This is a genomic window from Brenneria izadpanahii, assembly GCF_017569925.1.
GTDB lineage: Bacteria > Pseudomonadota > Gammaproteobacteria > Enterobacterales > Enterobacteriaceae > Brenneria > Brenneria izadpanahii.
This window is the reverse complement of sequence record NZ_CP050854.1, coordinates 580,200-602,433: the sequence shown is the minus strand read 5'-3', so window position 1 is coordinate 602,433 and position 22,234 is coordinate 580,200. Positions and strand designations below refer to the sequence as shown.

The following is a 22,234-nucleotide window of genomic DNA, read 5'->3' as shown; positions in this document are numbered from 1 at the left end:
CTCTGGCTGACACCGGCGTCTCGATCGCCTACTACGACGAAGCTGGCGACTACGCCTCCGGCGGCGTGATCACCGAGGCGCTGGCTTCGGCGGCGGCAGTCGAAAGCGACCTCCTGCTGGCCGCGTAAGCAGCCATTCCAGAAATGTAAGAGGTTTGGTAACCGGCGCGGCGGCACTTTTTTGACGGAAGGGATCGCCGATTTCACCGGGCAGCACCGGGGCCTGGCGTTGTTAGGTCAGGCTCCGTTTTCCGGAAGCCGTCGATTTTAGCGGTTTGCGGAAATACCTGCAAAGCAAATTGCGCGCAGGTTTCGGCTTTCCCTGCGATTGCGGGGAGGGGGATGTTTTTTCCGCAAAAAGCAGGAGACGCGATGACGGCGGGCAAATCCCGGTCGGCAGAGGGTGTGCATGGCGAACTGGCTCGTGCTCTGCTGACCTACAAACGCAGTTTCATGCATATCGGCGTGTTCTCGGGCGTCATCAATATCCTGATGCTGGCGCCTGCCCTGTACATGCTGCAAGTCTATGACCGGGTTCTCGCCTCCGGCAACGAGATGACGTTGCTGATGCTGACCGTCATCCTGCTGGGCATGTACGCCTTTATGGGCGCGCTGGAGTGGGTGCGTTCCCTGGTGGTTCTGCGTCTGAGCACGGGCTTCGACCGTAAGCTGGCGCCGCGCATCTTCGACGCCGCCTTCAGCGCCAACCTCAAAACCGGCCAGCTCAATGCCGCTCAGCCGTTGGACGACCTGCAGCAGTTGCGCCAGTTCGCCACCGGACACTCGCTGTTCGCGCTCTTCGACGCGCCGTGGTTTCCGGTGTACGTGCTGGTGATGTTCTATTTTCACCCGCTGCTGGGCTGGTTCGCGCTGGGCGGCACGATGGCGCTGATGGCGGTGGGTTGGCTCAACGAACGGGTCAGCCGCCCCCACCTGCAGAAGGCCGGCGAGCTGGCGATCGCTTCTCGCCGCGATGCCGGGGCCAACCTGCGCAACGCCGAGGCGATTGCCGGCATGGGCATGCTGGCCAACCTGCGCCGCCGCTGGGCCGGGCAGCATCTGGGCTATGTGCGCGAGCAGAACCTGGCCAGCGCCCGCATGGCGAAGATCCAGGGTTGGAACAAGGCGCTACGCATGGCGGTGCAATCGCTGGCCTTGGGCCTTGGAGCCTGGCTGGTGCTGCGGCACGAGATGACGGCAGGCATGATGATCGCCGGCTCCATCCTGCTGGGCCGTGCGCTGTCCCCCATCGACCAGATCATCGGCGCCTCGCGCCAGTGGACTCAGGTGAAGGAAGCCGAGCGACGACTGAGCCAATTGCTGAACGACTTCCCGCCGCTGATCAAGGGCATGGACTTTCCCCGCCCTGCCGGCGTGCTGGCGGTGGAACAATTGCTGGCCGCCCCGCCCAATCAGACCCAGCCAGTGCTGCACGGCATCCACTTCAGGCTGGAACCGGGCGAGACGCTGGTGGTGATCGGCCCTTCGGGCGCGGGCAAAACCACGCTGGCGCGCTGTCTGGTCAATGCCTGGCCGCCGCTGCGCGGCAAGGTGCGGCTGGACGGCGCGCCGCTGGACCAGTGGCGGCCGGAGTCCCTGGGCGCGCTGATCGGCTACCTGCCTCAGGATGTGCAGCTGTTCGCCGGCACCGTGACCGAAAATATCGCCCGCTTCGGCGATATGGACGAGCGGAAGGTCATCGCCGCCGCGCAGATGGCTGGGGTGCATGAGCTGGTTCTGCAATTGCCCGAGGGCTACCAGACCCGACTGGGCGAGAACGGTCTGGGGCTTTCCGGTGGTCAGCGCCAGCGCGTAGGACTGGCCCGCGCCCTGTACGGCGAGCCGTGCCTGGTGGTGTTGGACGAACCCAACGCCAACCTAGACGAAGCCGGCGACGCCATGCTGGCCCAGGCCATTAACCGTATCAAGCAGGCCGGCATCACGCTGGTGCTGATCACCCACAAGCCCAACATCCTCAAGCGAGCCGACAAGCTGCTGGTGCTGCATGCCGGCGCGCAGGCCGACTTCGGCCCGCTGGCCGAGGTGATGCAGCGCATGCAACGCAGTGCCCAGCCCCCCTCTCCGTTGCCTCAGCCGCCAAACCGGGTGATGCCGCTTCCCGCCTACGGGACAGCCATGAATTTCGCACAGCGCAAGGAGGGGGCATGAGCGCGCAACCGGGCATGCACTCGGCGGCGCCGGATACGGATCCGATCGACGCCAAGGACGACTTGCTGTCGGTAGACGACAGTCACTTCGTGCGCCTGGGCTGGCTGATCGTGTTGGTGGGCGTGGCCGGTTTTCTCAGTTGGGCGTTGCTGGCGCCGCTGGATGCCGGTGTGCCGGTGGAGGCCAAGGTGGTGGTCAGCGGCAACCGCAAGGCGGTACAGCCGATCGTAGGCGGCAGAGTGCAGCGCATCCTGGTGGCCGAGGGCGATACGGTACGGCAGGGCCAGGTGCTGGTGATGCTGGAGCCGAACGTGGCGGCCAACCAGTTCGATTCGCTGCGCTTCCAGTTTCTGAGCAATCTGGCGACGGAAAACCGACTGGTGGCCGAGCGCGACGGGCTAGCGAACATCCGCTTCGATAAACGACTGTTGCAGGCCGAACGCGAGGGCAATCTGCTGGCCGAGGAGATCATCCAGGCGCAGCAACAGTTGTTCGACAGCCGACGCAGCGCCCAACAGGCCACGCTGGACGGTCTGGAGGCGACGTTGCTCGGCCTGCGCGAGCAGCGCGACAGCCTGCAGCGCATCCTGCAATCACGCCGTGACCAGCGCGAGACCTTCGAGCGGCAGTTGGCCGGGCAGCGCACGCTGGCCGATGACGGTCTGCTGGCGCGCAATCGCCTGCTGGAATCGGAACGCCAGTTCCTGCAACTGGCTGGTTCCGTCGCCGACGACCAGGGCCGACTGGCGCAGTTGCAAGGTCAGGTGCGGGAATACCAGTTGCGGCTGATCCAGCAGCGCGAGGACTATCAGAAGGAGCTGCGCACCATGCTGGCCGAGACCCGAACCCGTACGGCGGACCTGGGATCTCGCCTGGACAGTGCGCAGTACGACGTGGCGAACATGCAGATACTGGCGCCGACCGAGGGCATCGTCGCTGGCCTGGCGGTGTTCACCCAGGGCGGCGTGGTTAGCGCCGGCGACAAACTGATGGACATCGTGCCGCTGGACCAGCCGCTGATGGTGGAAGGCAGGCTGCCGGTTCAGGAAGTGGACAAAGTGCAGACCGGCCAGCCGGTGGAATTGGCGTTCGACGCCTTCAACCGCGCTTCCACACCCAAGCTGGCAGGCACCGTCAAGACCGTCTCCGCCGATCGTCTGGAAGATCCGCAAGGCGCGCCCTACTACCACGTCGAAATCAGCGTAGACGACCTGCAGAACCGTGAGGCGCTGCCTGGGCTGCAGCTACAGCCGGGCATGCCGGTGACAGCCTTCGTCAAGACGGGCGAGCGCACGCTGATGAATTACCTGCTCAAGCCGCTGCGCGACCGCACCCGCCTGGCGTTGACGGAGGAGTGAATGAGACAGCGCAACAAAGCAGTGGGAAAGTTTGAACCGGTCAGCGCATTCCTGCAACTGCGTTTGTGGCCGGGGTTACGCAGACTTGGCAAAACACCGCATCCTGTTTCGATCTCCGTGGCGGCGATACTGTGGTTGACGCAGGGTACGCCGCCGGTCTGGGCGCTGCCGCTGCCTGATTTGCAGGCACCGCCATCGCACAAACTGAATACGCGGCGGCAGACGCAGGCGCTCGACCTGGTTCGGGCCTACGAGCGCATGCTGCTCAACGACCCGCAAATGCATGCCGCGCGCGCCGCCCGCGATGCCGGCCGGGATGCAGGCAACATCGCCCGCGCCGCGCTGCTGCCGCAGGCATCGATCAACTACCTGCGCAACCGCACCAGCCAAACCGAGTATTACGACACTACGGCATCCGGGCCGCAGAGCGTCAAAGACAATTTCTACGGCCACCGCGCCGGTCTGACTATCGAGCAGACGCTGTTCGACTATTCGGCCATCAGCACCTACCGCATGGGAAAGACTCAGGCGGAATATGCCGAGGTCCAGTATCGGCTGCAATTCCAGCAAGAAGCGGTGGCCCTGATCGACGCCTACCTGAACGCGCTACTGGCACGCGACGCCGTGGTTCTAGCCCGCCGCCAGTTGCGTGTGTACCAGGACATGCTGCGCGACAACGAACGAATGATGGCTCAGGGCGAAGGCACCCGAATCGACGTCCTGGAGGCGCGCGCGCAGATGGGCGCCACCCAGTCGGAGCTGGTGGGATACGAGAATGCCCAGGCCGACAGGCTAGGCGAGCTATCGGCGCTTCTTGGCGAGCCGGTGCTGGCGCACGAGCTGTTGGCCATCGACCTGGAATCCGTTCTGCCGTCAATGCCGGAGAATGCTCTGACCGCCTTGCAGCAGGACGCCCTGTTGGAGAACCCGGAGGTACAGGCGGCACGTCTGGCGGTGCGCTACAACGATCAGACCATCGAGCGCGAGAAAGGCCAGTTCATGCCTCGTGTCTCGCTCTACGCCGCCCATGAGCGGATCGTGTCGGACACCGTCAACAACCGGGGCCGCGACTACAAAACCAACACCATCGGCGTGCAGGTGTCGATCCCGCTGTTCAGCGGCGGATCCAGCTATTACGCCACGCGCCAAGCCATCAACCGGCGTGATCAGGCGCGCTACGAATTGGAACGAATCAACGCCACCACCGCCGCCACGCTGGAACAACATTACCGCGTGTTCGCCACCAGCGCCGGCCGCGTGCGAACGCTACGCCAAAACGTAGCTGACGGCGACGCCCTGGTCGATGCCATGCGCAAAAGCGTGGCCGGCGGCGAACGCACCAACACCGATGCGCTGCACGCCGAGCGCCAGGTTTACCAGACGCGGCAGGCGCTGTTGCAAACCTATGTGGAGTGGTTTCAGGCCTACGCGAAGCTGCAATTCTACGCCGGCCGGTTTTCTGAAGACGACGTGCTGTTGTTGAATCGGCAGTTGGTTGCACAGGCACCTTTTTAGAGGTGTTCCGGCGCGTCATTACCTCTTTTTCGGGATAGATACGCGGCGACACCGCTTTTTTGCCAATAGATCGAAGGAGCCGGTTCTGATGAAGGACTTAGTTCGAACCAGAGAAGAAAAAATGAATGGGGTTGATGGCTCGCTGCGCGAAAGCGTCGCTGCCGATCTCGGGATACCGGCGCAGCAGTTGGATGAAGATGCCAGCTTTCTGAAGCTGGGCATGGACTCTATGCGGCTGATGGCCTGGATGCATCGCCTGCGCAAACGCGGCCACAAGATCAAATTGAGGGATTTGTACCAGCAGCCGACCCTGAGAGGGTGGAGCAAACTGTTGCGGGATCACCCAGCCGGTGCGCATAGCGCACCGGCGAATACGCCGACGTTGGTGCAAGCCGCCTCCCCCGCGTGGCCGACCATGGCCGATGGCGAACCGTTCGCCCTGACGCCCGTACAGCATGCCTACCTGGTGGGTCGTGCGCCGCATCAGACGTTGGGCGGCGTGGGTTGCCACCTGTACCAGGAATTCGACGGCGCGGGTTTGGATGCCGATACTTTGGAGCAGGCCATCGGCGCGTTGATAGAACGCCATCCGATGCTGACGGTGACTTTCCTCAACGATGGCCGCCAGCAGCGCCGGCCCGGCACTCGCTGGCGCGGGCTGACTCTGCATGATCTGCGGGCGTCCTCCTCCGCCGAGTGCGAGGCGCACCTGCAGGCCATGCGCAAACTCCACGGCCACCGGGTATTGGCCGTGGAACAAGGCGAAAACGTCGATTTCCAGCTCACCCTGCTGCCCAATGACCGCCACCGGCTGCATGCGGATATCGATCTGCTGGTACTGGACGCCGCGAGCTTCAGCCTGGTGTTTGATGAATTGGCGGCGCTGGTGCGCGGCGAGCGGCTACCGCCGGTGAGCGTGGACTACGATTTCCGCAGCTACCTGGCCCAGGCGACCCAGGCAAACGAAGCGGCCCGCCGGCAGGCGCAACGCTTCTGGATAGCGCGGCTGGACAGCCTGCCCGAGGCGCCGCAACTGCCGCTGGCCTGCGAACCGAAGCAGATCAAACAGGTGCGTATCTCACGCCGGCAGGTGGAAATCCAGGCCGAAGATTGGAGGCGTTTCAAAGCCTGCGCCGGTGAATATGGCGTAACGCCGACAATGGCGCTGGTCACCTGCTTTGGCGCGGTACTGGCGCGCTGGTGCAGCCAGCCGCGGCTGTTGATGAACCTGACGCTGTTTGATCGCCAGCCGCTGCACTCCGCAGTGGACGGCATGATTGCCGACTTCACCAATATCCTGTTGTTGGACATCGCCGGTGAAGGCGCGTGCTTCGATGCACTGGCGCAGGCCAACCAGCAAACCTTCACCGATGCCTACGAGCACCGGCACTGGTCTGGCGTGGAGCTGCTGCGCGAGTTGCGCAAGACGCCGGGAGCCTATCCGCATGGCGCACCGGTGGTGTTCACCAGCAACCTGGGGCGTCCGCTGTTCGGCCAGGATGTGGAACGCACGCTGGGCGCGCCGGGCTGGGGCATTTCCCAGACGCCGCAAGTCTGGATCGACCATCTGGCCTATGAGCATGCCGGTTCGGTGTTTCTGCAATGGGACAGCAACGAAGCGCTGTTCCCGCCGGGGTTGCTCAATGCCATGTTCCAGACCTATGTGGGCCTGGTGCGGCGTCTGCTTGAGCAGCCGCAGACCTGGCATGAAGACGTACCGGATCTGATGCCGGAAGATCAGCGGATAATGCGGGCGCACATCAACGAACCTAAGGAGCCGGGCCGCGATCCGGCGCCGGAGGGTTTGCTGCACGAGGGCTTCTTTCGCAAGGCGCAAGAATGTCCAGAGGCCGTCGCGCTGCTGCACGGCGAGCGCCGTCTGACCTATGGAGAACTGGCCGAACAGGCCCGGCGTTGCGCGGGTGCGCTGGCGGCCCACGGCGTAAAACCCGGCGATACCGTGGCAATCAGCATGCCTAAAGGAATCGGCCAGATCATCGCGGTACTGGGCGCCTTGTATGCAGGCGCGGTATATGTGCCGGTTTCGCCGGATCAGCCACGGGAGCGTCGGGGGACGATTTACCAGGGGGCGGCCACGGTTCTGGTGCTGGTATGCAAAGGCGCCCGCGACGATATGGCGGAAGGCTCGGCGGACGGTATGACATTCCTATGCTGGCAGGATGTTCTTGGTCACGCGCCTTTGCCCGCCCCCGCGCGGTGGATGCCCGGAAACCGGCCTACATCATCTACACCTCCGGTTCCACCGGAACGCCCAAGGGGGTGATCATTTCCCACCGGGGGGCGCTGAATACCTGCCTGGCGCTGAATCGCCGCTATGCCGTCACGGCGAACGATCGGGTACTGGCATTATCGGCGCTGCATTTCGACCTGTCGGTTTATGACATTTTTGGCCTGTTATCGGCGGGCGGCGCGCTAGTTCTGGTGGATGAAGGTCAGAGGCGCGATCCGGCTGCCTGGTGCGAAGCCATTGAGCGCCACGGCGTGACGATCTGGAACACGGTTCCGGCGCTGCTGGACATGTTGTTGACCTACAGCGAGGGCTTCGGGCTGAAGGCGCCGGCATGGTTACGGGTGGCGATGCTTTCGGGCGACTGGATCAGCCTGGACCTGCCTGCGCGCTACCGTACCTTCCGCCCGGATGGCCGCTTCGCGGCGATGGGCGGCGCAACCGAGGCGTCCATCTGGTCCAACGTCTATGAGGTGGATGACGTGCCGGCTGACTGGCGATCCATTCCCTATGGCTACCCGCTGGCCCGGCAGAAGTACCGGGTGGCCGATGCGCGGGGTCGCGACTGCCCGGACTGGGTGCCGGGGGAACTGTGGATCGGCGGCGAAGGCGTGGCGCTGGGCTATTTCAACGATCCGGAGCGCACCGCGCAGCAGTTCGTGACGTGGGGTGGCGAGCGCTGGTACCGCACCGGCGACATGGGCTGCTACTGGCCGGATGGCCGGCTGGAATTCCTCGGGCGGCGCGACAAGCAGGTCAAGGTCGGCGGTTATCGCATCGAGCTGGGCGAGATCGAAGCCGCGCTGCTGAAGGTCGAGGGCGTCAAGAACGCGGTGGCGCTGGCTGTGGGGGAACGGGAGAAATCGCTGGCGGCTTTCATCGTGCCGCAAGGGTCGGCGCTGTTCCGCGCGCTACCCGAAGACCCGATGTTGCCGGTCGATTATGCGCGGCTGGCGCCGCGTGACGCCGTGTCAGCCGGGCGAACCGAACCGGAGTATGAAGCCGGCATGGCGCGCCTGGTGGCGGGTTTTCTGTACGAAAACCTGACCCGGCAAGGCGTGGACTTGCGCACGTCGCCCACGGTTCAAGACGTGCTTGACCAGTACGGCGCTCAGCCTCAATGGGCCGGGCTGCTGACGCGCTGGCTGGAGCATCTGTGCGCGGAAGGCTTTTTGCAATGCCGGACCGAAAATCGCTATGCGCCGGCAGGTGAAATGCCTCAGCCCTGGCAACCGGCAGGCGGGCACGCGCTCTGGGAGGTGGCCAATGCGCTGTCGGCGCAGCATGCGCCTCTCGCCCAGATCCTGCGTGGCGAGCGGCCCGTGCAAACGCTGCTCAATCACCCGTTCTGGGCGCCGGAACAATTGTTGCTGCGCACGCCGGGTATGCAGACGGCCATCGAGGCGCTGGCCGGTACGGTACGGGCGCTGGCAAAAATACTGGGGCGCCCGGTACGGTTGCATGAAGTGGGCGCGCGCAGCGGTCTGGCGGCGGCGCAACTCCTCCAGCATTTGCATACTGAGGACGTGGAATACACCGCGTGGGACGAATCGCCGGAGATGGTGCTGCGCGCCTCGGAAAACCTGCAGCGCCATGCGCATGCCGACGCACGGCGCTGGCATGCCGAGGTATCGCATGAGGAGCGGCATCAGGCCGATCTGGTCTGGGCTAACAATGCTTTACACCGGTTGGGCGATGCCGGCGTACAGGCGGCGCTGGCGCTGGCCGCGCCTTCGGCTCTGGTATGCGTTCATGAGCTGCGCGAGGCTTCCAGCCTGGCGCTGATCTCCGCCGAACTGCTGGCCGATGGGAACGCTGGCGGCCTGGCCCGGCGGCTGCACGATACGCACGGGTGGCAGACGCTGCTGGGCCGGCAAGGCATACACGGCAAGGCCAGTGGTCTGACAGGCAATGTGCAATGGCTGGTTCTGCGCGCGCCGCGCGAGGTACTGCTGCCCGACAGAGGCAAGCTGTCCGCCGCTTTGCGCAATCTACTGCCGGGCTACATGGTGCCGCAACGGCTGTTCTTCCTGGATGCCTTACCGCTGACCGCTAATGGCAAGGTGGACCATCGCGCTCTGGCGCAGCGCTGTAGCCGATGCCAGCCGGAGGTGGGGGCTGAGCGCCAGTTGCCACAGAGCGATACGGAACGGACCGTGGCGGCGCTGTGGCGCGATCTGCTGAAGACGGACACCGTTTACCGGGACAGCCATTTCTTCCGGATGGGCGGCGACAGCCTGCTGGCAACGCGTCTGATCGGCGAATTGAGCCGACGCGGCTATTGCGCCGGACTGGGTGATCTGTTCGATTTTCCGGCGCTGGCGGTGTTTGCCGCAACCGTACGCCGCAGCGATGCCCAAGGCGGATTCAGCCTGCGCCGCGATCCGGCCGCCCGATATGCGCCTTTCCCACTCACCGACGTCCAGCAGGCCTACCTGGTCGGCCGCCAGCCGGGCTTCGCGCTGTGCGGAGTCGGCTCGCATTTCTTTGTTGAGTTCGAGGTCGCCGATCTGGATGTGCCACGCTTCGAGCGGGCGATGAACCGGCTGGTCCAGCGCCACGACTCGTTGCGGACGGTGGTGCGCAACGGCATGCAGCAGGTGCTGCCGGAGGCGCCGCGATTCACGCTGAGGCGCCATCAGGTTCCCGATCTGAACGGCGAGCAGGCCGCGGCTCTGCGCGAACGGCTGGCCCGGCAGGTACTGGATCCGTCGAGCTGGCCGGTGTTCGACATCCAGGAAGCGCACGTGACCAAAGGCGCCGAGGCGCGTCTGTTCGTGTGCCTGGACAACCTGATGCTCGATGGGCTCAGCATGCAGATCCTGCTGGCGGAGCTGGAACAGCTCTACAGTAACCCGGAGCAGGACTTACCCGAACTGGAAATTGGCTTTCGCGACTACCTGGAGCATCTGCATCTGCGCGAGGTCAACGCAGTGTCGCAGGCGTATTGGGCACGGCGCCTGGACAACCTGCCGCCGGCGCCTCGCCTGCCGCTGCGCTGCGATCCGGCCGAAGTCGGCGTGCCGCATTTCGCTCGGCTGTCGGCTCAGCTTTCCGCACCGCTGTGGGGGGAGCTCAAGGCGCGCGCCCGCTCGGAGGGGCTAACGCCTTCGGCGTTGTTGCTGTCCGCCTACGCCGCCACGTTGTCGGCTTGGGCGGAGCGCGACGATCTGTGTCTGAACCTGACGCTATTCGATCGCCAACCCCTGCATCCCCAAATCGAACAGGTATTGGGGGACTTTACAACCTTGCTGTTGCTGGCTTGGCAACCGGCTGGCGACTGGCGCCGCAGCGCCAGACAATTGCAGCAACGCCTGCGCCAGGATCTGCTGCATCGAGACGTGTCGGCCATCCAGGTGATGCGGCAACTAGCCCAGCGCGCCGGGCAGGCGTCAGCGGTCATGCCGGTGGTTTTCACCAGCGCGCTGGGCTTCGAGCAGGAGCGTTTTCTGGCTCATTCTTCTTGCATGAAGCCGCTCTGGGGGCTGTCGCAGACGCCGCAAATCTGGCTCGACCATCAGGTGTATGAGTCGGAGGGCGAGTTGCGTTTCAACTGGGACTACGTGCAGGCGTTGTTCGAGCGGCAGCAGATTCAGACCATGTTCGACCGCTATGTGGCCCTGCTGCGGCGGCTGGCGGCCGACGACGCAGCCTGGAGTATGCCGCTGGATGCATTGGTGCCGCGGCTGGAGGGCGTGCGCCGATCGCCGCCGCAAGCCGACGATGCGACGACCGCCATGCCGCCCACAACCGTTCAACCGAAAGCGGCGGCACTGCGTACCGATGACGTGCTGGTGCAGGCGTTGTGCCGCCATTTCGAACGGGTGGTCGGACGGCCGATCCAGCCGCGCCAATCCTTCTTCGATGCAGGAGCCACATCCCTGAAGTTGGTTCAGTTGCATGTACACCTGACGCAGACCGGCCATAGCGGCCTACTGGTGACGGACCTGTTCGCCCATGCCACGCCGCTGGCCCTGGCGACGCACCTGCACGACGCGTCGGGCGAGGCGGATAACGCCGCCAGCATCAACGAGGAGCGCCGCGAACTGCTGGCGCAACGCAAGACACGGGCGCAACGCCGACGTGGGAGCACATTGTGAATATTGAAGAATTATTGAGTCGTTACTACCCGGACTGCGAGCCGATCGCGGTGATCGGCCATGCCAGCCGCTTTCCCGAAGCCGAGGACAGCGAAGCCTACTGGGCCAACCTGGTGGCCGGGCGGGAGTGCTGCCGGCCATTTTCCCGCCAGGAGTTGCTGGATGCCGGCATTCCCGCCACCGTCATCGACGATCCAGCCTACGTCCACAGGGGAACGGTGGTGGCCGATGCCGATGCCTTCGATGCGGAGCTGTTCGGCTATTCGCGTCAGGAGGCCGAGCTGATCGATCCGCAGCAGCGCCTATTCCTGCAAATCGCCTGGCATGCGCTGGAGCATGCCGGCTATGCGCCCAGGGCCGTGCCGCACAAGACCGGGGTGTTCAGTGCGGGGCGGATCAGCACCTATCCAGGCCGCGAGGCGATCAACCTTGCCGAAGTGGCGCATGTGCGCAGCCTGCAATCGCTGATGGGCAACGACAAGGACTATGTGGCGACGCGGGTGGCCTACAAGCTGGATCTGCGCGGCCCGGCCATGACCGTGCAGACGGCATGTTCAAGTTCGCTGGTGGCCACCCACATGGCCTGCGAAAGCCTGCGCTCCGGGGAGTGCGACATGGCGATTGCCGGCGGGGTGGCCGTGTCCTTCCCGCAGGCGAGCGGCTATCTGTACCAACAGGGCATGATCTTCTCACCGGACGGGCATTGCCGACCGTTCGATGCTCAGGCGCAGGGCACGTATAGCGGCAATGGCGTGGCTGCGGTTGTGCTGCGACGTCTGGCGGATGCCTTGCGCGATGGCGATCCGGTGGCGGCGGTCGTGCTGGGCAGCGCGACCAACAACGACGGCAGTCAGAAAGTGGGCTACACCGCTCCCTCGGTGGCCGGGCAACGCGAGGTGATCGCCGATGCCTGGAGCCTGGCCGGGGTGCAAAGCCGGCAGATCGGCATGATCGAGGCGCACGGCACGGCCACGCCGCTGGGTGACTCGATCGAGTTGCAGGCGCTGCATACGCTATTCCACTCGCCTGACCAGGGACCGGCCTGCGCGCTGGGATCGGTCAAGAGCAATATGGGCCACCTGGATACCGCCGCCGGCATTGCCAGCTTCCTCAAGGCGGTGTTGGCGGTGGAGCGCGGCACGATCCCGCCCAATGTGAATTTCAGCCAGGCCAACCCGGCGCTGCGTCTGGAGGATGGCCCTTTCCATGTGCCGACCGACGCGCAGCAATGGGAAGCGCCAATGCGCGTAGCGGGCGTGTCGTCTTTTGGTATCGGCGGCACCAACTGCCACATGGTGGTGGCTTCTCTGCCGCAGGCGCTACAGCGGCAGGCCGGAGCCGAAGAAGCAAACTCCGCCTCGACAGAGAATGTGCTTCTACTCAGCGCCAACAGCGAAGGCGCGCTACGGCGCCTGGCGGGCGCCTATGCGCAGGCTTTGCAAGTTCTGCCTGCCGCCGATGTGGCTTATACGGCGATGCATGGACGCTTGCTCGATCTGCCGCGGCGCTTGGCGGTACCGGTGTGCGATGAAACGGCGGATGCCCTGGCCGCCTTTGCCGATGGCGAGGACGACATCCTGATCCAGTCGGGTCATGACGCGCCAGGCAAACGGGTCTGGCTGTTTACCGGCCAGGGTTCGCAATGGCCGGGCATGGCCCAAACAGGGAGCGCCCACTCCCCCGCCTTCGCCCAGTGTCTGGAGCGTTGCCTGGCCGTGTTCGATACGGCCAGCGATCGAGGCTTCCGCGCGGCATTGCACAAGGCCCTGATGGAGCCCGAGCATGTCCTATTCCAGCGCATGGAGTATGCGCAGCCCGCCATCGTTGCCTTTGAGCTGGCGATGGCCGCGCATTGGCAATCGCTGGGCCTGGCGCCGGATATGGTTCTGGGGCATTCGGTGGGCGAATTTGCAGCGGCCGTAGTGGCCGGGCATTACACCCATGAACAGGTCATGCCGCTGGTGCGGTTGCGCGGTGCTCTGATGGATCGCTGCAGCGGCGGCGCCATGCTGTCGGTCTTCGCCGGCGAAACCGAGGCGATGCCAGTGGCTTTGCGGCTGGGGCTCGACCTGGCCGCGTACAACGGCGAGCGTCATCTGGTCTTTTCCGGTGAGCGCGACACGGTGGCGCGCATGGCGGCTGAACTGGAGGCGATAGGCATACGCAGCAACCCGCTGGCCGTGACGGGGGCGGCCCATTCGCGGATGCTGGACCCTATCCTCGACGAATTCCAGCAGGCAACGGCCGGGCTGCGCGCGCGGGACGGCGCGTTGCCGTTCATTTCCGGGCTGACTGGCGAGAGGGTGGATGCCGGGCAGTTGAATGCCCGGGATTTCTGGCGACGCCATATGCGCAGCCCGGTGCGCTTTATCCAGTGCCTGCGCAAGGCCATCGACAACGGCGCGGGCCTATTCCTGGAGGTGGGGCCGGATGCGCCATTGGCAGGCATCGGGCAGCGGGAATTGGGAGACGCGGCTCGCTGGATCGCCAGCGCCAAGCGCCACCAGCTTGCCGATAGCCAACTGCGGCATGCGCTGATGCAGCTCTTTGCCGCAGGCACCGATCTGCCGTGGTCGTCCCTGCTGTCCGGATCGGGCCGTAAATGCCATGCGCCGCCGTACCCCTTCGAGCGGCAGCGGTACTGGCGCGAGACGCCGGCGGCGGTAGTGGACAGGCTGGCGCCAATGGCGGCGAACCTGCCGACAGCGCGCAGTGTGGTGGTTCGGGAGGCGCGTGAACTGGACCTGCCGCGTTTGCAAGCCCTCTATACCTGCGTCACCAAACTGCATGCCATCTACGTGGATCGCCTGGTGCGGCGTTGCGTGGGCGATCGCATCGACCACGGGGCGACGGCATTGGACATCCTGCGCGATGGCCGATTGCTGCCGCGCCACCGGCAGTTGCTGGTACGGCTGCTCAAGGCCTGCGTCGAGGATGGCTATCTGCAGGTGACGGACGGCGGCTATGCGACCCGCAATCCCGCGCCCCATGATGAGCAGGACGATTTGCTCGCCGAATTGCAAGGATACTGCGAAGGTCTGGACGTAATCGCAGAGACGGTACAGCGCGCGGGCGACAGTTTGTACGCGATGATGAGCGGCGAGCTCGAACCGGTAGCGGTGATTTTCCCGGAAGGCGCGTCCAGTGGTGTGGAAGTGCTGTACCAGGACTTCAGCTTCGGACGCTACTTCAACCAGATCGCCGCGGGAGTCGTGACCGACCTGGTGCGCGACAGAAACAATCGTGGGGCGCCGCAACCGGTATTTAGGGTACTTGAGGTGGGAGGCGGCACCGGCGGCACCACCGCCTGGGTGCTACCGGTGCTGTCCAGTCAGCCGAATGTGCGCTACGTGTTCACCGACATTTCGCCGATTTTCACGCGGCGAGCCGAGCAGAAGTTCGCCAACTACGATTTCATTGAGTATCGTGAGTTCGACCTACAGAAAAGCGCCGGACTCCAAGGCTTTGCCGAGGGCGGCTACGACTTGATAGTCGCGGCCAATGTCATCCATGCCACGCAGCATGTGGGCAAGACGCTGGCAAACCTGCGGCCTTTGCTCAAGCCAGGCGGCAAGCTGCTGATGCGCGAGATCACCCGGCCCATGCGCCTGTTCGATTTCGTGTTCGGGCCGCTGGTGCTGCCTCTACACGACGAAGAGGCGCGGGGCGGCGAATTGTTTCTAACGACGTCGCACTGGCGCCGGCAGTGTCTGGCCGCTGGATTCGCACAGACCGAATGGCTGCCGGAAGAGGGTACGGCCACCTCGGATATGAGCGAGCATATCGTGCTGGCGACGGCCCCGGGCGCGGGGATAACAGACACTGCAACCGTGCGGCTGGGCCACGGCCCGCTGGGACAGACGTTGACCAACGAAGGTGGCTATCTGGCGGACTGGTCTGACTGCGCCGGACTGGACGCCGAATGGCAGGCTCGCGTCGAAGAGGCGTGCGCGGAAATGGCGCATCGCCATGGCGGCGGCCACGCGATATCGCTGCCGGACGTGCCCGCACATGCACCGGACTGGCTGAACCTGGTGCGCCTGCAATGGAAATCCAGGCCCCTCGGCCCGGTATGGGTCGAATTGCATGCCTGCGACCCTGAGGGCGTATGGCGTCGCCTCAGTACCTCGCCATCGGCTCCGGATAGCGATTTGCCCGAGCTTGCGGCGGCTCCCGAAACACACTACGACTGGTCATGGGAACGCATCGGCACCGCGCCGGCGCGGTCCAGAACGGCCAGCGGCCGATTCTGTCTGTATGGCGACGCGACGGAAGGACTGACAACGGCGCTGGCGACCGCGGACATGCATCTGGATCCGGATGCCAGGGATGCGCTGGTAATCCCGGATCCCGCCGCATCCCTGGAAGCCGTGGCGGGGATCTTGCTGGATGCGGTCGTAAAAGCCGATCGCGGCCGCATCGTGGTGGTGACCCGCGCCGCCTGGGCGGTGACGCAAGAGGATGCCGTCAACAGCGTTCACCACGCGCTCTGGGGCCTGGCGCGCGCAGCGGCGGCCGAGTTTACCGCGCAACGCGCGGGCCGCGCCATCGCCGTAGTGGATCTTGCCGCCGACGCGGATTGGCGGGATTTGGCCGCCGGGCTACAGGCGGTGAGCGAAGAACCTCACTGGGTCGCCGTCCGAAGCGGACAAGTCTGGGCTCCCCGCTTGGCGCCGCAGCAATATGCGGCCCCGGCCCTGACCGCGCACAGCCTGCCGGGCGACGGCTGGTATGTCGTGACGGGCGGCCTCGGCGGTCTTGGCAGATTGAGTACGCGATGGCTGGCCAGCCGCGGCGCACGCCGAATTGCGCTGCTGGTGCGCCATGAGCATCCGGATGCCGCCGAATTCGCGGCCGGACTACAGCGGCGCCATGGCTGCACGGTGAGGTCTATCGTCTGCAACGTCGCTGATCCGGCGGCGCTCGGCGCGACGTTGGACGAATTGCAGGGCGACGTCGGCATTGTCGGGGTCATCCACGCCTCAGGCGTGCTGGACGACAGCCCGATCGCAGCACTGGACAACCAGCGCCTGGCGCCGGTACTGGCCGCCAAGGCGCACGCTGCCCGACAGATCCACGAGAGGCTGGTCGAAGCAGGCCGGCAGTCCTTCCTGCTGCTCTATTCCTCCGCGGCCGCCGCCCTTGGTAGCGCAGGCCAGGCCGCCCATGCGCTGGCGAGCGCCTACCTGGACGGTCTGGCCTATGCTGAAGCGGCCAAAGGCGACGAAAATCGCGTGATGGTGGTATCCCTGGCCTGGGGGGCTTGGGGTGAAACGGGTCGGGCGGCGGATGCCGGCCTGCAGGAGCGACTTGCCGAGGACGGCATGGGCCTGCTGAGTGATGCCGAAGGATTATGGCATCTGGAACAGGCTCTATCGCGCGCGGCGCCCTATCGCCTGGCGATGCGGGTGCGGCCCGAGCGCCTGGACGATGCCCGCAGCCAGTTGCTGGGGTTGAAGCAGTTGGAATTCCCGCAGTCCGCCGCCATGACGCCAGGCGATACTCCGGCGGGCGCAGCGCCGCAACACACGCCAGCGGCGGACTTACCGCCTGCCAAGCTGGCCGATGCCGGCATCGTGGCGCAGTGGCTGGCCGGGCAGATCGCCACGCAACTGAGGCTGGATGAGCCGGGCCGCCTGTCCCCCAGACGTGACCTGGTGCAACTGGGCCTGGATTCGCTGTTGTTCCTGGAATTGAGCAGCACGATCCAGCGTCGCCTCGGCGTTCGCATCGACGCGGAACAGGCCTATCGCGACCTAACCATCGATGGGCTGAGCCGCCTCATCGCCGGGCAGGCGCTCCAGACCCCGGAGGCAGCGCCGCCATCAGTCGTGTTGCAGCACGATATGCAGGGACGCTTCCAGCCATTTCCGCTGACCCCGATCCAACACGCCTACTGGATGGGCCGTACGAGCCTGATCGACTTTGGCGGCGTGGCTTGCCATGTGCTATTCGAATGGGATTTGCGACATGACCGGTTCGATCTGATACGCCTCGAACAGGCCTGGAATACCCTGGTGCGCCGGCACGACATGCTGCGCATGGTTATTGATGAGGACGGCCGGCAACGCATTCTGGCGGAGGTGCCGGACTACCGGATCGAGCGGCGCGATTTGTCGCGCTTGTCATCCGCCGGGCGCGAGCAGGCGCTGGACGAAACCCGAAGCAAGCTATCCTATCGCGTGTTGCCGGCAGAGCGCTGGCCGTTGTTCGAACTGATCGCCAGCGAACTCGATGGCGAGCGCTACCGGCTGCACATGAACCTGGATCTGCTGCTGTTCGATGTCCAGAGCTTCAAGGTCATGATGGATGACCTTGCCGCCTGCTATCGGGGCGAAAGCCTGGAGCCGTTGCAGATCACGTTCCGCGATTATGTTCTCGACGAACAGGCCCGCCGTCAGGAGCCGGCATGGCTGAAATCCTGGTGCTATTGGCAGGCACTGCTGACGGATCTGCCGCCCGCGCCCAGACTACCCTTGTCCGGACGACAGCAGGCCGGCGGCCAACCACACTTCACGACCTATCAGGCAGTGCTGGATCGCCAAAACTGGGAGAGATTAAAGCGGGAATGGCAGTCATGGGGCGTGACGCCCTCGGCCGCGCTGATGACGCTGTTTGCCTGGACGCTGGAGCGTTGGGCGCGCTGGCCGGCTTTTACGCTGAATCTAACGTTCTTCAACCGGCGTCCGGTACATCCACAGATGCCTCGGTTGATCGGCGACTTCACTTCGGTGTTGCTGGTCGATTTCAACCTGGGTGATTCATCGGTCAGCCTGCGCCAGTCGATCGAGCAGACGCAGCAGCGACTGCGTCAGCATCTGGCGCACAGTCAGGTCAACGGGGTGGAGTTGCTGCGCGAGGTCGGCCGTATCCGTGGCCAGTCACGCCAACCGCTGATGCCGGTGGTGTTCACCAGCATGTTGGGCATGACCTTGGATGGTCTGGCGATCGACCAGGCGATGACCAGCCTGCTGGGCGATCCGGTGCATGTGTTCACGCAGACGCCGCAGGTTTGGTTGGACCACCAGGTCATGGAGATCGACGGTGAGCTGGTATTCAGTTGGTACTGCATGGACGAGGTGCTGGCCGATGGCGCGGCGCAGACCATGTTCGAAGACTTCGGCGACGTTCTGAGAACCATGGCGATGCACCCGGCGTTGATGAAACAGCCAGGACTGTGGACGCAGTCTGAAACGCAGCGCGACCCTCAGCGTTTCGAGCGCCGAGGGTGGCCTGCCGCCATCGCCGGCATGACGATTGACCTGCGCGAGTTAGAGGATGCCGTTCGCCAACAGGGCGGCGTGCTGCTGGCCGATGCGCGTGGCGATGCCCGGACGGGAGGCCTGCAGGTGAAGGTTGTGGCGGCGGAACACGCCTATGATCCCGCCGGCCTCCCCTCCTTGTCTCCGGATGGCTCGGCCGCACTGGTAGGGCTGGATACCACCGAGCAGGCCCGCTTCGACGCGGTATGGAACGCACTGGAAACCCGTGCGCTCCATGGTATCGCCATGACCCTGCTTGGACATGGCCTGTTTGCCCGGCCGGGCCAGACTGCTGGGCTGGACGAAATTTACCGGCGGCTGAAAGTGATGCCTCAATTCGAGCGAATCGTGCGCCAATGGCTACGGGCCCTGTCACACGCCGGATGGCTGGCGCAGGACGGTCAGGCCTTTGTATGCCAGCGCTCGCTGGAGCAGGTACCAGCGCCCCCGGCCGTACCCTCGCCCCCTTGGGGCGATGTATTGACCGCCTATCTTGACCGCAGCATCGAACGGCATGCGGAATTACTGCAGGGCACATGTTCGGCCCTGGAACTGTTCTTTGCGGACGACTACGCGATCACCCGTGCCTTGTATGCGGAGAACCCGGCTGCGCAATGCGTGGCGCGTAATGTGGAACGAGTCGTACGCACACTGGCGCGGCATGCGGGGGCCGATGGCAATTTGCGCGTCATGGAGGTCGGCGCGGGAACGGGCGCCACCACCGGCGCCGTACTGGAGGCGCTTGGCGAGCAACTGCGATCGTATCACTTCACCGATGTGTCAACCTTCTTCCTGGACGAAGCACGCAAGCGCTTCGCCGAACGCGATGACATGGCTTACGGGTTATTCGACATCAACCGGACGGTGGACTACTCGATGCACCCCGCCGAAGGCTATGACCTGGTGGTCGCCGCCCAAGTGATGCACGATGCCAGCCATGTCGTGCGATCGCTGCGCCGTATCGGCAGTCTGATGAAGCCCGGCGCACGGCTGTTGCTGATCGAGGCCACGCACCGCGACAGCCTGCTGCAGATGGCCAGCGTGGGCTTCATCGAAGGCCTGGGCAACTATCAGGATCAGCGCGTCATCGACGACAGGGCTATGCTGGATCTCGCCCAGTGGCGCGCGGCCTTGCTGGAAGCGGGTTTCTCTCCCGAACTGGCTTGGCCGGAGCCTGAGGTTTCTCCCATCCATCAGCATGTGATCGTGGCCCGGCTGGCGCGGGCCGCGCATCTCGACCGCGCGGCATTGGAAAACGCGCTGGTCCGCCATTTTGGCGAGATGCCCTTGGCCGTAACGGTACAGCAGAGTGAGCCGTTAGACCTGTTCATGGCCGATGAGGCTGGCGCTGGCCGCGTACCGGACGAACCAGCCGCAGCCGCGGCGCAAGCATCCGAAGACGCGGCAACCGCAATGGGCGCCGATAGCGCCGAGCCCCCGTCCGATGCCTTACTGAACAGTGTGGCGCAAGTATGGCAATCCTTCCTCGGCAGGCCGGTGCAGCCGGGCAGCGACTTCTTCCAGAGCGGCGGCGACAGCCTGATCGCCACCCGCGTCATCGCGCAGATCAATCGCATCGGCATCGCCGGAGCCAGCCTGCAGGCGCTGTTCGCCTATCCGACGCTGGCGGGCTTCTGCGCGACCCTTAAAGAAACCAGGAGCAAGGAAATAATGAAGAATGTACTCGTGCCATTGACCCAGGGAACATCGGGCGAGCGCCTGTTCGTGTTCCATGCCTCGGATGGCGGCGTGGCGTCGTATCGGACGTTTGCCCAGGCGCTGACTGAACAGGTATGGGGCTTGCAGGCGCCGGAGCAGATCGCGGAGAACAGCCTGTTGGAGCTTGCGCAAAATTATCTGCGGGCGATGAAACCGCAACTCGGGGATGAGCCATACACGCTGATCGGCTGGTCCTACGGCGCCACGGTCGCCGCCGAGGTGGCGCGCATACTGCAGGATCGCGGGAAGGCCGTGCGCCTGGTGCTGATCGACCCGGTCTATGGCGCCGATTTCGCCGTTGAGGATCTTTCAGCCCTCATGCGACGGTTAGCCACGGAGCACAAGATTGTACTGCCGGTCGATTGGGATGCGCGGGACGAAGCGGCCCGCATCAAGACTTTCATGGCCAGTGCCGTGGCCGCTGGCGTCATCGAACAGTTGCTGCCAACCGATGTGGCCCGCCAGTGGCTGACGCGCATTTACCAGTTGCTGGATCTGCTATCGAGGCATCGGATCGGCCCATGCATTCCTGCCCCGGTTCTGTGGATCGAAGCGGATCGGCATCCTGAGCACTGGACGCCCGCAGTATGCGAATGGGCGGAATGGAAAGCACAGGCGCAAAGCCATGTGGTATCTGCCACGCACTGGCAACTCATGGAGGACGCAGGGATCGCCGCCCACATCGCGTCCCTGGCAGGACAATGGCTGGCGCAGACTTCCTGCCAGGAGCAAAACCTATGACCCGGACATCCATTAAGAAGAACCGCCGCGTGCTGATCGCCGGCGCGAAATTCGGCGAGATGTACCTCAATGCCTTTCTGCGCCCCCAGGCGGGCCTTGTGTTGGCGGGCTTGCTGGCACGCGGCAGCCGCCGGGCGCAGCAACTGGCGCACGATTTCGGCATTCCCCTCTACACCAGTCTGGAGCAGATACCCGATGACATCGACATTGCCTGCGTGGTGGTCCGCTCAACCGTGGCCCAGGGCGAAGGCAGTCAACTTGCGGCCGATCTACTGAGCCGGGGCATTCATGTTCTGCAGGAACATCCCCTGCATCCGGACGATGTGGTCAGGCTACAGTCGCTCGCCAGGGAGCGCGGCCTGACGTATTGGATCAACAGCTTCTATCCCCATGTCCCCGCCGGTCGCTGCTGGGTAGAGCGGGCATCACGCATCCGCAGTCTGCTGGGCGGCCAGATGCCTGGCTCGGCACAGCTGACGACCAGCCGCCAGTTGCTGTACTCAACGCTGGATCTGCTGCTGCAGGTCTGCGGTGCGGCCAATGGCAGCGAGGTGCGAACCGAGGTGCTGGACGGTTCGGATGATAGCTTCGTGCCTCTGAGGCTTACATTGCCGGGAGAATGCCAGGCCTTATTGCGTTTGCAAGCCTACCTGAACCCGTCCGACCCCGACATGTTCAGCCTGGTAATGCATCAGGCCAGTCTGATTTGGCCTTCGGGATACCTAACGCTGGAGGCCAGCTATGGCCCGGTGCTATGGACGGGAACCTTCCATGACCCGGAACACGGTAGCCGGGAGCGCACGATGTACCGCTATGCCAACGAGGTCGGCGCCTATGCGCAACCGACGTCCATGATCCTGCATGAGGCCCCCGGAACGTGGAGGGATGCCTTTGAAATCGACGGCGCGGATGGCATCACACATGTCCTGCGCACGCTGTGCCGGGTATTGGATGGGGCAAACGCGCCCGTGGGGTTCGGTCCGGCATACCAGTTGGCGCTGGCCCGCTTGTGGCTCGACATCCTGCGCATCGCGCCACCCGTCGTGGAGCGCCGTCTTCCGCCGCCGAGAGCGATCACCAGGGATGACCTGATCGCTACCGCGCCAGGTCAGGAGGATCCGGG

The 22,234-nt window shown here is 64.7% G+C and carries 5 protein-coding genes and 2 pseudogenes; all 7 read left to right on the top strand.

Features of this window, described 5'->3' with window-relative positions:
• Window positions 1–341 precede the first annotated feature (341 nt).
• Window positions 342–2,168 carry a type I secretion system permease/ATPase gene (locus tag HC231_RS02750; protein ID WP_246494672.1) on the top strand — a complete coding sequence of 609 codons (1,827 nt, stop codon included), beginning with the start codon at window positions 342–344 and terminating at the stop codon, window positions 2,166–2,168.
• A complete protein-coding gene (locus HC231_RS02745; RefSeq protein WP_208229613.1) occupies window positions 2,165–3,526 on the top strand; it encodes an HlyD family type I secretion periplasmic adaptor subunit in 1,362 nt (453 codons plus the stop codon). The genes HC231_RS02750 and HC231_RS02745 overlap by 4 nt, the downstream gene beginning before the upstream one ends.
• Entirely contained in the window at window positions 3,527–5,041 is a 1,515-nt protein-coding gene (locus HC231_RS02740; protein WP_208229612.1) for a TolC family outer membrane protein, read from the top strand.
• Window positions 5,042–5,129: 88 nt separating this feature from the next.
• Window positions 5,130–8,182 (top strand): annotated as a pseudogene (locus tag HC231_RS02735) (non-ribosomal peptide synthetase); the annotation flags it as partial.
• A gap of 33 nt (window positions 8,183–8,215) precedes the next feature.
• Window positions 8,216–11,389 carry a condensation domain-containing protein gene (locus HC231_RS02730; protein ID WP_208229611.1) on the top strand — a complete coding sequence of 1,058 codons (3,174 nt, stop codon included), beginning with the start codon at window positions 8,216–8,218 and terminating at the stop codon, window positions 11,387–11,389.
• A complete protein-coding gene (locus HC231_RS02725; protein ID WP_208229610.1) occupies window positions 11,386–21,111 on the top strand; it encodes a polyketide synthase in 9,726 nt (3,241 codons plus the stop codon). The genes HC231_RS02730 and HC231_RS02725 overlap by 4 nt, the downstream gene beginning before the upstream one ends.
• Window positions 21,108–22,178, top strand: a pseudogene (locus tag HC231_RS24285) (Gfo/Idh/MocA family oxidoreductase); the annotation flags it as partial. The gene HC231_RS02725 and the pseudogene HC231_RS24285, both read left to right, overlap by 4 nt.
• Between the last annotated feature and the right edge of the window lie 56 nt (window positions 22,179–22,234).

Coding starts and splice junctions, on each gene's coding strand:
- HC231_RS02750 (WP_246494672.1), top strand. CDS start 342: ATGTTTTTTCCGCAAAAAGCAGGAGACGCGATGACGGCGGGCAAATCC.
- HC231_RS02745 (WP_208229613.1), top strand. CDS start 2,165: ATGAGCGCGCAACCGGGCATGCACTCGGCGGCGCCGGATACGGATCCG.
- HC231_RS02740 (WP_208229612.1), top strand. CDS start 3,527: ATGAGACAGCGCAACAAAGCAGTGGGAAAGTTTGAACCGGTCAGCGCA.
- HC231_RS02730 (WP_208229611.1), top strand. CDS start 8,216: ATGTTGCCGGTCGATTATGCGCGGCTGGCGCCGCGTGACGCCGTGTCA.